Origin of the sequence: Vibrio salilacus, assembly GCF_002811245.1 — a bacterium.
Lineage (GTDB): Bacteria > Pseudomonadota > Gammaproteobacteria > Enterobacterales > Vibrionaceae > Vibrio > Vibrio salilacus.
Genome location: NZ_NIVQ01000001.1, coordinates 147,292 through 161,155, shown reverse-complemented (window position 1 = coordinate 161,155; position 13,864 = coordinate 147,292). Strand labels below are relative to the sequence as shown.

At 43.9% G+C, this 13,864-nt stretch carries 11 protein-coding genes and 1 pseudogene; 5 read left to right on the top strand and 7 right to left on the bottom strand.

What is annotated here, in order from left to right:
* Positions 1-91 precede the first annotated feature (91 nt).
* The 3 genes from CDZ87_RS00695 to CDZ87_RS00685 all read right to left on the bottom strand — a co-directional run bounded on the left by CDZ87_RS00695 (position 92) and on the right by CDZ87_RS00685 (position 4,402).
* Positions 92-2,116, bottom strand: coding sequence for a tRNA(Met) cytidine acetyltransferase TmcA (locus tag CDZ87_RS00695; protein ID WP_100751715.1), 2,025 nt, complete (start codon positions 2,114-2,116; stop codon positions 92-94).
* An 89-nt stretch (positions 2,117-2,205) separates the two neighbouring features.
* Positions 2,206-3,177 carry a ParB/RepB/Spo0J family partition protein gene (locus CDZ87_RS00690; protein WP_100751714.1) on the bottom strand — a complete coding sequence of 324 codons (972 nt, stop codon included), beginning with the start codon at positions 3,175-3,177 and terminating at the stop codon, positions 2,206-2,208.
* Positions 3,178-3,184: 7 nt separating this feature from the next.
* On the bottom strand, positions 3,185-4,402 hold the full coding sequence (locus CDZ87_RS00685) for a ParA family protein (RefSeq protein ID WP_038173389.1): 1,218 nt from the start codon (positions 4,400-4,402) through the stop codon (positions 3,185-3,187).
* 1,493 nt (positions 4,403-5,895) lie between these two features.
* Between CDZ87_RS00685 and CDZ87_RS00675 the strand changes: the two genes are divergently transcribed.
* Positions 5,896-7,866: a replication initiator protein RctB domain-containing protein gene (locus CDZ87_RS00675; RefSeq protein ID WP_100751713.1), complete on the top strand. Its 1,971-nt coding sequence runs from the start codon at positions 5,896-5,898 to the stop codon at positions 7,864-7,866.
* Between the two features lie 368 nt (positions 7,867-8,234).
* On the opposite strand, the gene CDZ87_RS00670 is transcribed toward CDZ87_RS00675, so the two are convergent.
* Positions 8,235-8,708: a transcriptional regulator gene (locus tag CDZ87_RS00670; protein WP_100751712.1), complete on the bottom strand. Its 474-nt coding sequence runs from the start codon at positions 8,706-8,708 to the stop codon at positions 8,235-8,237.
* A 403-nt stretch (positions 8,709-9,111) separates the two neighbouring features.
* Here CDZ87_RS00670 and CDZ87_RS00665 point away from each other — a divergent pair, with 403 nt between their 5' ends.
* The 4 genes from CDZ87_RS00665 to CDZ87_RS00650 all read left to right on the top strand — a co-directional run bounded on the left by CDZ87_RS00665 (position 9,112) and on the right by CDZ87_RS00650 (position 11,363).
* A complete protein-coding gene (locus tag CDZ87_RS00665) occupies positions 9,112-9,309 on the top strand; it encodes a PA3496 family putative envelope integrity protein (protein WP_038173393.1) in 198 nt (65 codons plus the stop codon).
* 162 nt (positions 9,310-9,471) lie between these two features.
* Positions 9,472-9,681, top strand: coding sequence for a DUF3283 family protein (locus tag CDZ87_RS00660; protein WP_100751711.1), 210 nt, complete (start codon positions 9,472-9,474; stop codon positions 9,679-9,681).
* A gap of 92 nt (positions 9,682-9,773) precedes the next feature.
* Positions 9,774-10,490 carry a YebC/PmpR family DNA-binding transcriptional regulator gene (locus tag CDZ87_RS00655; protein WP_100751710.1) on the top strand — a complete coding sequence of 239 codons (717 nt, stop codon included), beginning with the start codon at positions 9,774-9,776 and terminating at the stop codon, positions 10,488-10,490.
* A gap of 141 nt (positions 10,491-10,631) precedes the next feature.
* A complete protein-coding gene (locus tag CDZ87_RS00650) occupies positions 10,632-11,363 on the top strand; it encodes an SDR family oxidoreductase (protein WP_100751709.1) in 732 nt (243 codons plus the stop codon).
* Positions 11,364-11,455: 92 nt separating this feature from the next.
* Here the strand turns inward: CDZ87_RS00650 and CDZ87_RS00645 are convergent, their stop codons facing one another.
* From CDZ87_RS00645 to CDZ87_RS17135, 3 genes and pseudogenes are all read right to left on the bottom strand, one after another.
* Complete coding sequence (locus tag CDZ87_RS00645) at positions 11,456-12,112, bottom strand: cupin domain-containing protein (RefSeq protein ID WP_100751708.1); 657 nt, start codon at positions 12,110-12,112, stop codon at positions 11,456-11,458.
* A gap of 264 nt (positions 12,113-12,376) precedes the next feature.
* A pseudogene (locus CDZ87_RS17140) lies at positions 12,377-12,640 on the bottom strand (potassium transporter TrkG); the annotation flags it as partial.
* On the bottom strand, positions 12,634-13,665 hold the full coding sequence (locus CDZ87_RS17135) for a potassium channel family protein (RefSeq protein WP_245834610.1): 1,032 nt from the start codon (positions 13,663-13,665) through the stop codon (positions 12,634-12,636). The pseudogene CDZ87_RS17140 and the gene CDZ87_RS17135, both read right to left, overlap by 7 nt.
* Positions 13,666-13,864 lie beyond the last annotated feature (199 nt).

Below are 13,864 nucleotides of genomic sequence, written 5' to 3'. Positions count from 1 at the left end.
ATTGATTTACAGTGTAAAATGCGCTGATTCTGGGGCTGTTATCGTCATTTTACACTGTAAATCATCAAATGAATTAATCATCTGATTGTGGCTAAACATGTTGGATAAGTGATTGCAACTCGCTTCGAAAGGTCAGTTCAACCTGTTTCCGTCCAGCTAGCTTTAACCGCTCAGCACATTGTGGCCAACTGTGCCTTTGTACCACACGATAAATAAACAGTGGGCTTGCTTGTTGTAATAATTGCGGGCACTGTTTCCACCATAAATCGAGTATAGGTGCGACACTTTCAAAGCTTGCTCCACCTTGAATATAGTTTTGTATAAGGCCCTGAGCGCTAGGAAAATCAACGGAAGCATTATAATTGCTGAACAAACTACGGACGACATCAATCTCAAGTGACGCAAAATTTTCACTCAACGCATAACATAACGTTTGTCGATATAATTGTTCCGCTTGCTGTCGCCAGATTGGCGCTCCATATAGCATAACAATCGAATGACACCCACTCGCCTGATCACGTTGAGTCCCTAACCTAACCGGGAAAAAGTCACTTTGACGCCAAAATCGAACCAGTTCTTCGGTTGCGCCAAAGCTGGTGGAGTAATAGTCGAAGTCGGTCTGCTGAATCAATTGTGTGAGCATCTTGTGTCCAATGCCGTTGCCCTGCCATTGTGGATGGACCGCGATGCGCATGATTCGCAAGCTGTGTTGCTCGGCAGCGAGCGCAATACCTAACTGATTGGCCAAGGTTACGGGAACCAAATGACCTTTAGGGCGACGTTTGCCACGTTGGATTTGCTCAATAAGCGTGTTGTCGAGCCTTCCTTCTTCAACCGTCAATAGGCAACCAATACACACTTGCTGTTCAAAACAGCCATACAGTTGAATCGCATCATCAGCGAGTAACAACATCAAATCATTTGGGGTAGTCTGATAATGCGCATTAACGAGCAACGCAAAACAAGCGCCTAACAACTCTGGTTGTTCCAATACGGTTAATTTGTCGAGACGAGTTAAATGCACATCTCCAGAGAGCGATGACACAGGGCTAAGTTCAGCGTTCAATAGAAAACTATCGAAGAGCCACTGCTCTAGCGGATCGTTAACGTTCCATCGGATCGGTTGGTCAAGATGAATAAAGACGCTGCCTGGACGCTGCGCTTTAAGCCAAGATTGAAACTTAAGCGTAAAACCCCGCCCACAGCCTTCGTAGCCATGAATAGTGGTAGAAAATACCACTCGATGATAACACTCAACCATGGACTTAAGCATCGGGATTGGAATAGCGGATGCTTCATCAACGAGCAAAAAATCACTCTCAACGTTGCGTGATAACAAGTCATCAGGTGCAACAAACTCAAGAGTGGAGCGCTCAAATTGGATAGAACCATTGGTCAACTCAGCTTCTGGCAACAGCCGTGCTGCATGTTCAAATACGGGTTTCACGGCAGCTAGCGAAGGCGCGGTCAAAACAATATGGATATTTCGATTTTGCATCAGCTGCGCGGCGGCCATACCTAGCGCACTGCTTTTACCACGCCCACGATCGGCCGTCATCACTAATGGCCGTTTACGATGTCCTTCAACGACATTGATGATTTTATCAATCGCTTGTTGCTGCTGTGAATAAGATTGGAAACCACTCGACACTGCTTTAGCTGGTAATACTTTAGGAGACAATGCTTCGGGAATAGCAGGCATCGCTGTATTAGGCGTTAAAACCAACAAGCTTTCCAGTGCACGCGTCAGCCAGTGCTCGGCTGGGGTGATTGGCTGGGCTTGGCTAGCAATCACAATCACTAGCCCCCCGCCCCGAACACAACCTGTCGCGGCGCTGAGACTGTTAGCGTCAAACCCATCACGAATGTCACACAACAATACTCGACACTCTTGGCCTAGCAGTTGATGACCTTTATTGAAAGCGACCTGCTTGGCAGCTAGGTGATGACTTTCACCACCAAGACAAAATAGCTCATCCGACTTAAGCGGTTGGATTAAGGTTGCGATAGCTTGATTCTGCCACTGTTCGCTTCCTTTAAGCACGACCCCAAATCGATGGTTTCGCTGCAAGGCACGAGTAAGAAGCTGCGAGAAAAACAGTTTGATCGGATTCATTGAAAGTAGCATGGCGATTGGATTTTGTTGGGCTTTATTATGGCACAAAAAAAGCCGCTAAAAAGCGGCTATGATCTGGGAGAGATCGATTAATTGAGTTTTTGAGCGACCAAGTCGAGGATCTCGTTCATCAAGGTATCGTCGACTTTTTTAAGGTTAAGCGTTAAGCTCGTGCCTTTACGCGAGTAGCTCGCACGACCTTTAATCAACTCAGTTTTTGCCACTGCGCCTTTCTTAGTAGGTGCGAGTTGTTCAATCCAAGCTTCAATAGTTTCACTGACTTCTTTCGTAATGCGGGCTACCCCTTGAGATTCGCTACGCTGCCAAACAAACCCGTCTTTAGTGCGACACTTTTCTAGTAGCTGCGTGCGTTGGCCTTGATCGAGACAATTGTATTGCTTGTGCAATTTAACGATAGTCGGGCGACCCAGATCAGCAACGTTTGGGTAAGCTTGCAAAAGCTCCAATGGCAAATCGGCCGCTTTCAAGGCACCGCTAACTAAAGCTTCGCTGCATTGAAACATCTTGGCTAACGCTTTTTGGTCCTCAGCTTCGCCACTTTCAAGCCTTGCCAACATCTCTTTGCCTTTCTCGTATAAAGAAAGCGGTTTATGGGCATTGGCTACGTCTGATAAAAACTTAGCGTGTTTTGAGCTAATGTTCTCGCCAACGTAGATAAGAAACTCTTGCTCAGCCAACAGACAAGACATACGACGACGACTGCCATCGAGCACTTCAATTTTACCATCTTGGCGTTTACGGCCAACGGCTGGATACTGCTGACCTCGTTCGCGGAGTGTAACCAAGACATCAGACAAGGCATGTTCGTTAAGAAATGACTGTTCACGCGCATTCTCAGCAAACACAACGGTTTGCTTAGTGATTTGGTCAGCAGGAATTCGAACCAACTCAAACTGCACGTTACTTTCGCCCGCAACGGCTAGCTCAATAACTTGCGTCTGCTCTTTCGCGGCCTGCTGTGCTTCTTGTGGCGTCGATACATTACGCTTGTTCGCTTTGCCAAATAATCTGGCGTTCAAATCTGAAGTTTTAATAGCCATTTTTTAATTACCCCTGATTTAATGATGACCAATGACTATGCAATACACGTTCGAGTTCTAAAGCACTTTTTTGAACCGCATCTTGTGCCGTCGCCAGAGTTTTCTTACCACCTTCAAAGTCACCAGTTGTAAGGTCAAACACCGTGCTATAAGTATCGGCACAGGTTTCAAACGCGCGACTACGTGGAATCGTCGCCATCATCACTTGATCACCAAGCAAGTAGTTCATTTCGGTCAATACAGCGACTTGTTTTTTATTATCGTCTTCAAACATCGTTGGCATTAGACGAGCAAACTCAAGGCCTTGCCAGTCGTCTGGGAACATTTCATATACTGTCGGTAAATGTTGGAAGAAGTTCACCGTTGATGCCCAATCAAGACGTTTAGCTGCACAAGGAATCAGTAACGCGTTTGAGGCGTACATTGCATTCCAAACTAAGGGATCAACGTGCGGACCAGTATCGATCATAATGACATCGAATTCGTCGGCAATCTTATCGATTAACTTCTCTTTAAGCAGCTTTACAATATCAAGCGACTGGTTTTTAGATAGATGCTGCCACGCCTCAGCATTAAACATTGCGTCTTCAGGGAAAGCTGACACAGTTTTCAAATTTGGGTATTGCGTCGGTAACAATACGTTTTTTTGTAAGAACTCTTTGTCAATCTCAACCCCATCAGGAACATTATCGAGCATAACATCTACCGCAGAGTAGATATTGTCATGGTCATTTAGACTAATCTGAGGGTTTAAAAACAAACGCAATGAACCTTGTGGATCCAAATCGATTAAACAAATACGGTAGCGCTTATCTAGATTTAGTGCCAAACAGGCCGCCAAATGAACCGCTGTCATCGATTTGCCTGTGCCACCCTTCTGATTCTGAACATTAATAATCCACGGTTTATTGTCACCATTTTTTTTACGTTCATAGAATTTAGGGATACCAGCAGCATCCATCAGCATATGGGCTTCTTGCAAAGAGATAGAATAGTGGTTGGCGTTATTTTTAGTAAATTGATGGCCATCCGCTTCAAGCTTGCTAATTGCGTCATCGAGCTTGCGGCGTGTTAATCCCGATCGAGTTTCCATTAATGCTTTCGACATTGGAGGAAAATGTTCATCGCTGCGTTCTTCCAATACGATTTCGATACGATCAGCCTGAACCTGGGCTGTTTGTTCTGCTAGCTGAATGAGACTCGCAATGGTTTGTTCTCGTTTCATTTGCCAAATTCCGTTGTTATTGAACTGATGCAATTGTACAGCATTTATAATTACATACAATAAAAAGGTGAACATGCAATTATCGATAAAAATCACACTAAATATAAAATTGACATAAATTTAATGTTCCATGGATAAAATGACGTCAATTTATAGTCTAAAAAACGTCGGTATAAACTAAAGATATTAAAACACATTTAAAATGTCACAACGTCACATATTTACATTGTAAATAAAAAGACTCATTGAACAAGATTTACTCGGAACGATTAAGATTCATCGCTAATTTACGGACGGTGCCGTTTCAATTTGAACGTACCAGCTAGGGTCTATTGACCTTTCGAGCTGATTTTTGCAGCACGTTATGGGAAATTTATACAAGGCATCGGCTTTGACGTGTAGCTACTCTACATAAAAAGCCGATAACGCAGTAGAAATGAACCACAAAGGCTGCCCGAAGGGTTCGGCTAGAATCGTTTTATGCTTTGTTAAGTCGTATTGACTTAGAATAACTAGGCGACATACTTCTTTCCGCGCCTAAAACGATTCTATCTCGAACAAAATTTAACCGCGAAAGATAAGCAGACCCTAGTGACAGTAGATGCCAGTCATCGCGCATATTTGACTTATCAGGGTAGGGCAGTGACCTAAAATGCGGAACAATGATCAAGAGGGTATTTGTGATCATGCTTTCGATGCGATTCGTCATACTAGGAACGATGATCAAGGTTGTTTTACACTATTACTTGTGATCGCTTTCGGTCTACAGACAAGATCAATGATCGGAAAAATGATCAAGTGTATATGCGTCCCGGAAGCATACAAAATATCAACTAATTTACGGTTGAATGTATATGGATTCTGACTTTAACCAAAATGAGCTCGTTCTAACGCGAATATTGAACAGCAAACAAAATGATAGCCACCGCCTCCCCAATAACATGATCATGCTTTCGGACATTTAAATGAATATGCAGTGATGTGGATAAAACCATCAGATTGTTTTTCGATAGAAAATATGCTGAATTAAATAGCAAAGAAGGTTAAAATAGTCCGCTCCTTGATCATTGTTTCGTGATTAAAAACCACTGTTCCCTTTTGATGGCAATGATATAAGCGACCTCACTCGCCCAATCTGTGGATAAAATGTGTAAGAGTGATGATCATGCTTTCAAGATTACGATGATCATTAATTCAGGCTTTTAATGATCATCGTTTCTAGTATTTTTGATCATGCTTTCAGCCACTTAATGATCATGCTTACGTAATTTCATGATCATGCTTTCACATCTTAAAAAAAATAACACTTTATATACAACGGGTTACGACCAGAATACGCGCTGGATCATTAGATCATATAATCATTTAAGATCATATTAATCAGAAAGATCAGTTATTTAAAAGCAACTAATTTTTCTTTATTTATGATCTTTTTTTCTTTATTCTAACGGAACTATAGCGATATTACGGCTAATGTGACACGGATCCTAATAATGAGCTCAGAAGAAAAACTACTGATCAAAGCGCCAAGAAGCCACAAAGATGGACATTTGTTTGAAGTGTCGGAATCTGCGGTCAATTGGATCGAGCAATACCAGCACTTCAAAGGTGTGACGAAAAGTATCGTTGAACTTCTGAATTTAATTTCTTTACGTGGATTTAGTAGCAAAGATGGTTTGGTCTCAACGACAGAATTAATTAATGCCACCGACGGTCAAGTCACTCGCGCCGCTATCCAACAACGACTCAGAGCAGCCGTTACTATTGGCCTGTTCAAACAGATCCCGGTACGTTTCGAACAAGGCCTTGCAGGCAAAACCATGCTGCACCAGTTTGTAAACCCTAACCAACTGATCTCCGTGTTAGGCGCCACCAGCTTGGTGACAGAATCGGTCAAGCTCAATGAAAAGCAAAAACGTTCCAAGGCATTAGCGCAGACCCAAGTCAACAAACGCCTTCTCAATGAACACGGTCTAAACACGCCACCTGCGATGAAAGACGAAGCGGATCAGTTTGTCGTTTCTCCAACTAACTGGGCTGGGATTATTGATCAAGCGTTAGCGCCACCGCGAACTCGAAAAAGTTATCAGAAAAGCATGGTCTCGATCTCGGGGACTCGTGCCGTGATCGAAACACGATCATCAAAAAGTATCATGACCGTGGATGATCTGATGACGCTGTTTGCATTGTTCACATTGACCGTTCAATATCACGAACATCACCAGCATCAATACCAGCTTGATGGTACTCATGTACCCAATAAAACGCCGCTCTACATCACAGATATCTTGTCCCTACGCGGCAAAAAAGACAGTGGTCCGGCACGTGATTCAATCCGTGATAGTATTGATCGTATCGAATTTACCGATTTTCAACTGCATGAACTCACTGGGCGTTGGTTAAGTGAGAACATGCCAGAAGGCTTCAAGAGCGATCGTTTCCGTTTTATAGCCCGTACCATTACCGCATCGGAAGAGGCACCTACAGAAGGCGCTGACGGCGAAATACGCATTAAACCGAACCTATATATTCTGGTTTGGGAACCATCATTCTACGAAGAGCTACTGACCCGCGATTATTTCTTTCTGTTCCCACCTGAAATTCTAAAGCAACACACGCTTGTATTTCAGTTGTACAGTTATTTCCGTAGCCGTATGTCACGCCGTCATACCGACTCCATGTTACTCAGCGAATTGAATCAGAAGTTAGCTCGCAATATTGAATGGCGTCGTTTCTCAATGGATCTTATCCGAGAACTGAAGAAGCTGGCAGACAATATAGGATCTGACGAGTTATTTGTGGTCAATCTATGGGGTTACCATTTGACCATCTTAACTTTGCTCGACGGCGACAAAATTAAAGATTATCAATTTGATATCAAGTGTGATGCAGACGAAGTGTTAAGGTACTCTCGAGCACGTATGACCAATGCGGGGAAACGCAACATGGCACCAACGTTGCCTAACCCTCTGCGCAATGAAATGGTCTCGAAACAGCAGCTTGAAGAGATGTCGCAAATCATCGACGGTGAGTTTGAACCTATTCAGCGTAAAGAGCGTTCTCCACGTGGCAAATTAGGCCGCCGAGTCAAACAACGAAAACATTTGGTTGAGATAAACGCTGACGAGATCACCATCACCTTATCCAAATACACCTCCTCAGAGGCCCTAGAACGCTCTATAACGGCTTTAGCGGCTATGACTGGCCATACTCATGCCTCAATCCAAGAAGAGTGCCTGGAGCTTATAGACAAGCTTGATTTCTTACGAGTCGGTGAGCATGTTGTTCCCTACGAAACTTTGAGTAAAATGGTTGAATTGTACAATGGCCAAAGTGAGAACAAACATTTGTCGATTGAGCGATTGATTGCCGGCCTCGCGGTTAGACGCAAAGTGTGCAAACAAGTTTTTGAAGGCCATCTTGATGAGACGGTATTCAGGGCGTTAGACGAAGTGGCGGTTTAATCGTTAACGTCACCCATTACTAAAAAGCCAGTGAGATTTGCCGCTGGCTTTTTTGCCTGTGCCGCGACTTGAAATACGCTGTTACACTCTTGATTAGATCAGACAAAAGAGCGACATTCCTCTGACCACAAGCTGACAATGATGAGCGGAAGCTTAGTTATTATTTATTCCGAATAGACAACCTTTTGTCCTTTCTGATAAATAAGGGATAGGATTGTCCCTGATAGATTGGCTCATATTGTTACATTCATTCTGAATAGTTTGCGAGTTCTTTGAACTCGCTTTTTTTTGTATAAAATTCAGTATTTACAGGCGTTTTCGAGCAATCTAAAACATAATCATACCTTGATCATTGTTCCGCATTACTGTTAATGGACGATCCGTTCCCCTTGATCATTGTTGCGGGACTCATTCCAAGCAAGGCTTTGGTTGAAACGTACGTGTGCTTCGATCAATTGTTTAGATTCAGTTTGCCAATGATCTTCCGGACGTTGATTGCAAAACTCCAAACTCATCACCACCAAAAGCTGCAAGCGTTTGATTGCCCAATCTTTGACAACGAATTCATATTGATTCGAACTGGCTAATTGTTGCAGTTGCGCGCTAGCGAGTTGAAGAAACTGATAGGCTTTGATTGGTTGGCTATCATGACAACGCTTGAATATTCTCAGACAACCGTCTAACCACAATGCCATGGCTTCGCTTTGCTCATCACTAACCGCGTCTAGCCAGAGTGTATGGGGAGTTGCGAGCAGTAAACACTCAAGTGATGGCTCTTGATCATGCTTTCGGGTCTGGTGCCAGTTCATCATATTTTCTAACCAACGTTCTAGCTCGCTCATACTCTCAATCCTCATTGATTCGCTTCTTGCAACCTTGTGAATTACAGACGTCAGCATTGCTTTGTCAATAAATATAGTGTGGCTTGAGAAAAGTGACTTCGCCACTGCACATTGAGTTAGTAAGAGAATATCGAGTGGAGTTTGACCAAGAGAGTTGTTAGAAACGCGCGCTGGTAACACTTAAGCGACAGGAAAATGAGACGTTGATCGCCTTGATTTAGCTCGGGGTAATTTTGTCAATGTACTGCGCAATAGCAGTAGACGCAAAGCTTATTTATACAAAAAACACTAAGAGTTATCGAACTACTAGCACAATCACATTATCGAGCTAAAATTCTTAACAAGGGGTGGCAGATTTTGCTACAGATTAGTTGTCCCTTGCATGGTTTGTTCGGAGGTATTTATGTCCATTAATTCTATTGACCATGATGAAATGAGTAAAATTGCTAGCACGTGGGACTTCACGGAAGAAGTAGAGCAAAAATCGCCAACTAAACAGGTTAAGTCTGCCGAAGCTCGTCGTCGTATTGAAGCATTAAGAGAGATTCGGGAAAGCGGGTTGACTATTGAAGAGGCGAAGGAACTGGGTATTTTGCACTAGTTTTGAACTCATACACAAATACTAGAGGGCGGTAGTGGATTACCACCCTTTATTTTTACCATTTTTTTGATCTATTCCGTAGCACACATAGGGATTGGCTCTCTATAATAGGTGCTTGTGTGGTATATTCCCTCCCCATATTTTGCAGATAAGAGCCTTGGTATGTCGATTAACCTGTCTACTCTTCCGCCGAGCGAGAAAAACAAGATAGAGCTTGATAAGCAAGCGTCGTTTTTGGTTTGGAAACTCCGAGAAGCGAAAGCTATGCCTGATGAAATTAATCAGCAAGCAGCGAGAATTGCCGATGATGCAGAAAAAGTGTCATTCTTAGAGTCTGTTGAAAAATATAAACGAGTAATGGGCGTGGCGTAATTCGCTTTATTCCTCTGCAAAGCGAGAAATTGAAATGTGCTCGCATTTTGCTAAAATCCTTCGCGTTAAATTGAATTAGAGAGAAGATCCCGATGGGAAGAAGTTTTGAAGTGCGCAAAGCCTCTATGGCAAAAACTGCAGGCGCAAAAATTAAAGTTTATTCCAAATACGGTAAAGAAATTTACATGTGCGCGAAAAACGGTGGTCCAGATCCAGACATGAACTTGTCTCTGAAGCACCTGATCACGAAAGCGAAAAAAGACCAAGTACCAGCACACGTTATCGACAAAGCGATCGATAAAGCGACTGGTGGTGGTGGTGAAGACTACCAACCTGCTCGCTACGAAGGTTTTGGCCCTGGTGGCGTAAGTGTGATTGTTGACTGTCTGACCGATAACGGCAACCGTACTTTCCAAGATGTGCGCCAATGCTTTGTTAAAACGGGCGCGAAAATTGGTGTTGAAGGTGCGGTTTCTCACATGTTCGATCACCAAGCGGTATTCCAGTTCAAAGGCGATGATGATGAAGTGATTCTAGAAACGCTAATGATGGAAGACGTTGATGTCACGGATGTTGAGCTAGAAGATGGCGTGATCACGGTATTCGCTCCTCACACTGAGTTCTTCAAAACGAAAACAGCGTTGAACACCGCCTACCCAGACTTAACAATGGATGTCGAAGAGATTACTTTTGTTCCTCAGACTCACACCCCTGTTGCTGGTGACGATGCTGAGAAATTCCAAAAGTTCCTTGATCTTCTTGATGACTGTGATGACGTACAGCAGGTTTATCATAACGCCGAGTTGTAATAGCCATATTGCTTTATAAAACCGAGCCTTAGCGCTCGGTTTTTTTATGTCTTCACACTGAACACTATGATAGTAAACGGTTAGTCACGGTTGATTTTACAGTGTAAAGTAGGGCGATAAAGGCATGTTGAAGGAACAATAATGAACAACGTTGTGATAGTAACGGGGGCGGGTCGAGGTATTGGCGCTGAAACGGCCAAGCTGCTTGCCGGGCAGGGGTATTTAGTTTGTGTCAATTACCTAAATAATCATATTCGGGCCCAACAAGTGGTCGAGCAGATTACTCAGTTAGGAGGGCATGCCTTTGCTTTTCAAGCGGATGTGTCTGATCAAGCGCAAGTTGAGGCGATGTTTACTGAGGTGAGAGCTTGCTATGGCATGGTGACTCATCTGGTAAACAATGCCGGGATTCTCTTTGACCAATCGACGCTGTGTGACATTGATGTTGCTCGTTTTAAACGAGTGATGGACTCCAATGTAGTGAGCTGCTTCTTGTGTTGTAAAACGTTTATCAACCAACTTGATGGCGTAGGAGCTATTGTCAATGTCTCTTCTGCAGCATCCCGGACAGGCGCGCCATTTGAATATGTTGATTACGCCGCTTCCAAGGGCGCGATGGACTCGTTGACGAAAGGCCTATCTCTAGAGTTGGCTGGGCGAGGTATTCGAGTCAATAGCGTAAGGCCTGGGTGTATTTATACGGAAATGCATGCCGATGGCGGCGAGCCAGGACGTGTTGATCGATTGGCTGAATTTATCCCGCTTAAGCGAGGTGGAACGGCGCTTGAAGTGGCTAATGCCATTGCTTGGTTACTCTCAGATGAGGCTTCATATGTCACAGGCTCGTTCATTGACATTGCTGGCGGGCGATAGGCATTGTCCCTATTAGTCGCCTCTTGTGCGTAACAAGAGGCGCTATAAAGACACAGAACTCAACAGCAGCCAAAACTAAGAGATGACAATGACTAAGGCGTGAGAGGCAAATGTCCGGTTTTGACCAGTATGATCGTTTCTTGCTCAACAAAAGGGAGATGTTCACTCATATGTGGGCTGCGAATCCAACTCCCTATCGGATAAACGCCGTGTTCATCAGCAAATTCTCCAGATAACACAAAAATCTCTTCACCGCCGAAATGACGATGAGGCTGAAATCTCTCTCCTGCTGGCCATTTAACCAAAGCAACGTGCTCATGCTCAAAGTCATGCAGTGGCATGACTTGTAAACCGCCCATGCCTGCTAGCCATTGCCGGTGATGAGTATTAAGTCTGATAGTTGCGCTATCGCGTTTATCAAACTGATTGAGTTTGACTAAGATGACACAGCCCTCAAGACTGAATGGTGCATGATGGCTGCCTGGTGGGTTACGTAAATAACTGCCCGCTGGATAGTCGCCATGTTCGTCAGAAAACACACCTTCAAGCACGAAGATCTCCTCGCCCATCGGATGATAGTGCGTGTTAAAACGAGAGCCCGCGTCGTAATGCACTACGCTGGTTGTATGGCCTGATTCTGATTCTTCTCGCTCTAATGGTTTACGCCACACACCCTTGGCAGGACTGGCAACCCAATCTAATTGCTGCGTTTCTATCACCACGCGCTGGGAAAAATCCATGTTGTGCATACAAAACCTTATTCATTTGGTGACCATACGGTAACTATTGTACCAAAATACTTACCACTCGATCATTACTGGGCAATACGCATTAAATTATGCACATAGTGGTAAGTCTCACTGCCGATATCGCGCGGGTCACATACAGAAAGTAAATCTTGGATAAAATGCCCTAAAGCTCTTGCTGCCACTTTACATACGCCTTGTTGCTGACACAACTCTGTTATTACTTCGTGAAATCAGCGTTCACTTCCTTGTGTTAGCCTTGAAAACTCATCCAATGGCTAATTTTGTCTCCGCAAAACGCAGCTTTTTCTGGCGTGGGCTGGCTAAAAAGTACGCCAAGGTTAATGGTCCTAATCTCCCCATATACATCATAAAGATGATAATGAGTTCACCCGATGCGGAAAGCTGACCTGTTAAGCCACGAGATAAATCCACCGTACCTAATGCTGAAACCGCTTCAAACACGACATCTATCATCGGGGCATTTTCCGTCAAGAGTAATGCAAAGATGGCTAACCACGTCACTACAACCCATGACCTAAGGACAAGTAGTTATTCACCATAGGGTCGTTTAGTGCCTGAGCGACACGCACGCCCATTTCCTCTTCTGGATGGATAATACGTTGAACGCCAAGTTTCGGTACGATGGTGTGGTGTACTTTGGTACTGGCCTTCACCCAAATTTCTTTAACACCGAGATTTTTCAATGCCAAAGTGCAAAGCAAACTTGACTGCATATCGTCCCCAATCGCTATCAATACCGCTTCACTGTTGCCAAGATCTAATTCACGCAGCGCATTCTCATCGGTGGAGTCACAAATAATGGCTTGCGTTAACTCCTCGACATATTTCTCAACAATTTTGGGGTCGCGATCAACGCCCGTCACAGTGTGTCCGAGATGGATCAGTTCAAGACTGGCCGCGATACCAAAACGGTCAATGACGCTTTTTACAATGTGTACTATGGATTCTTGTTGCTTCTGGATGCGAACCACGCCGTGTTGCAATTTCGTCGCTTGCAAAAGGTTCTCTATGTATTGGTGTAAGCGATGGCTTTCTTTGATGGCACTGTCGAGCAGTTCATCCTTTTCTTTGGCTTGCAGTTGCGTCTGATATTCTTTGAAAGTGGTGAGATTGCCTATAATCCCCGCGAGTGGGGTTCTCAAATCATGGGATACGGAGAGCAAAATTTGGTGGCGCAGTTGCACTTGTTCTAGCGCATTTTGTTGGCGTCGATATCGATCTGCGAGCTGGCTAGTGGTAAAGGCAACCACAATAAAAACAAGTAAGTTGATGATGTCATCCAAGTGGAACATCTGAAGCGAATATCGAGGTGTGGTAAAAAGAAAATTGAAACTGACCGCCTCGATGATGGCCGCTATATACGCTAACCGTGAGTGACATTGGAGTGCAATCACAACGATAGAAAGCTGGAGTATCAGTAACACCGCGATGGTTGAGCCTAACCAGCGATCAAGCCCTAAAGAGATGAGGAGAGCGACAGAAAACACCAATACAGATATTAGGTAGCGACGATAAAGCCAACAAGTTGTCATAGAAGTAGAGCCGCGACGATAAACAGTGTTGCTCACTCTAGCAAATACGTCCAAAGGCTTCGCGTAAAAAAAGCGTAAAATTTTTAAGAGTTTGACCGTTTCTTAATCTGTCGTTAGGGTCACGTTTTTTATGTCGCTAAGATGAATTCATTATAGTTCAGAGTCTATCCTTGCTCTTTACTTACTCTAGATTGTTTAT

What these genes read in the sequence shown, in the direction of transcription:
- CDZ87_RS00695 (WP_100751715.1), bottom strand. Translation starts at nt 2,116, where the DNA reads ATGAATCCGATCAAACTGTTTTTCTCGCAGCTTCTTACTCGTGCCTTG.
- CDZ87_RS00690 (WP_100751714.1), bottom strand. Translation starts at nt 3,177, where the DNA reads ATGGCTATTAAAACTTCAGATTTGAACGCCAGATTATTTGGCAAAGCG.
- CDZ87_RS00685 (WP_038173389.1), bottom strand. Translation starts at nt 4,402, where the DNA reads ATGAAACGAGAACAAACCATTGCGAGTCTCATTCAGCTAGCAGAACAA.
- CDZ87_RS00675 (WP_100751713.1), top strand. Translation starts at nt 5,896, where the DNA reads ATGAGCTCAGAAGAAAAACTACTGATCAAAGCGCCAAGAAGCCACAAA.
- CDZ87_RS00670 (WP_100751712.1), bottom strand. Translation starts at nt 8,708, where the DNA reads ATGAGCGAGCTAGAACGTTGGTTAGAAAATATGATGAACTGGCACCAG.
- CDZ87_RS00665 (WP_038173393.1), top strand. Translation starts at nt 9,112, where the DNA reads ATGTCCATTAATTCTATTGACCATGATGAAATGAGTAAAATTGCTAGC.
- CDZ87_RS00660 (WP_100751711.1), top strand. Translation starts at nt 9,472, where the DNA reads ATGTCGATTAACCTGTCTACTCTTCCGCCGAGCGAGAAAAACAAGATA.
- CDZ87_RS00655 (WP_100751710.1), top strand. Translation starts at nt 9,774, where the DNA reads ATGGGAAGAAGTTTTGAAGTGCGCAAAGCCTCTATGGCAAAAACTGCA.
- CDZ87_RS00650 (WP_100751709.1), top strand. Translation starts at nt 10,632, where the DNA reads ATGAACAACGTTGTGATAGTAACGGGGGCGGGTCGAGGTATTGGCGCT.
- CDZ87_RS00645 (WP_100751708.1), bottom strand. Translation starts at nt 12,112, where the DNA reads ATGCACAACATGGATTTTTCCCAGCGCGTGGTGATAGAAACGCAGCAA.
- CDZ87_RS17135 (WP_245834610.1), bottom strand. Translation starts at nt 13,665, where the DNA reads ATGACAACTTGTTGGCTTTATCGTCGCTACCTAATATCTGTATTGGTG.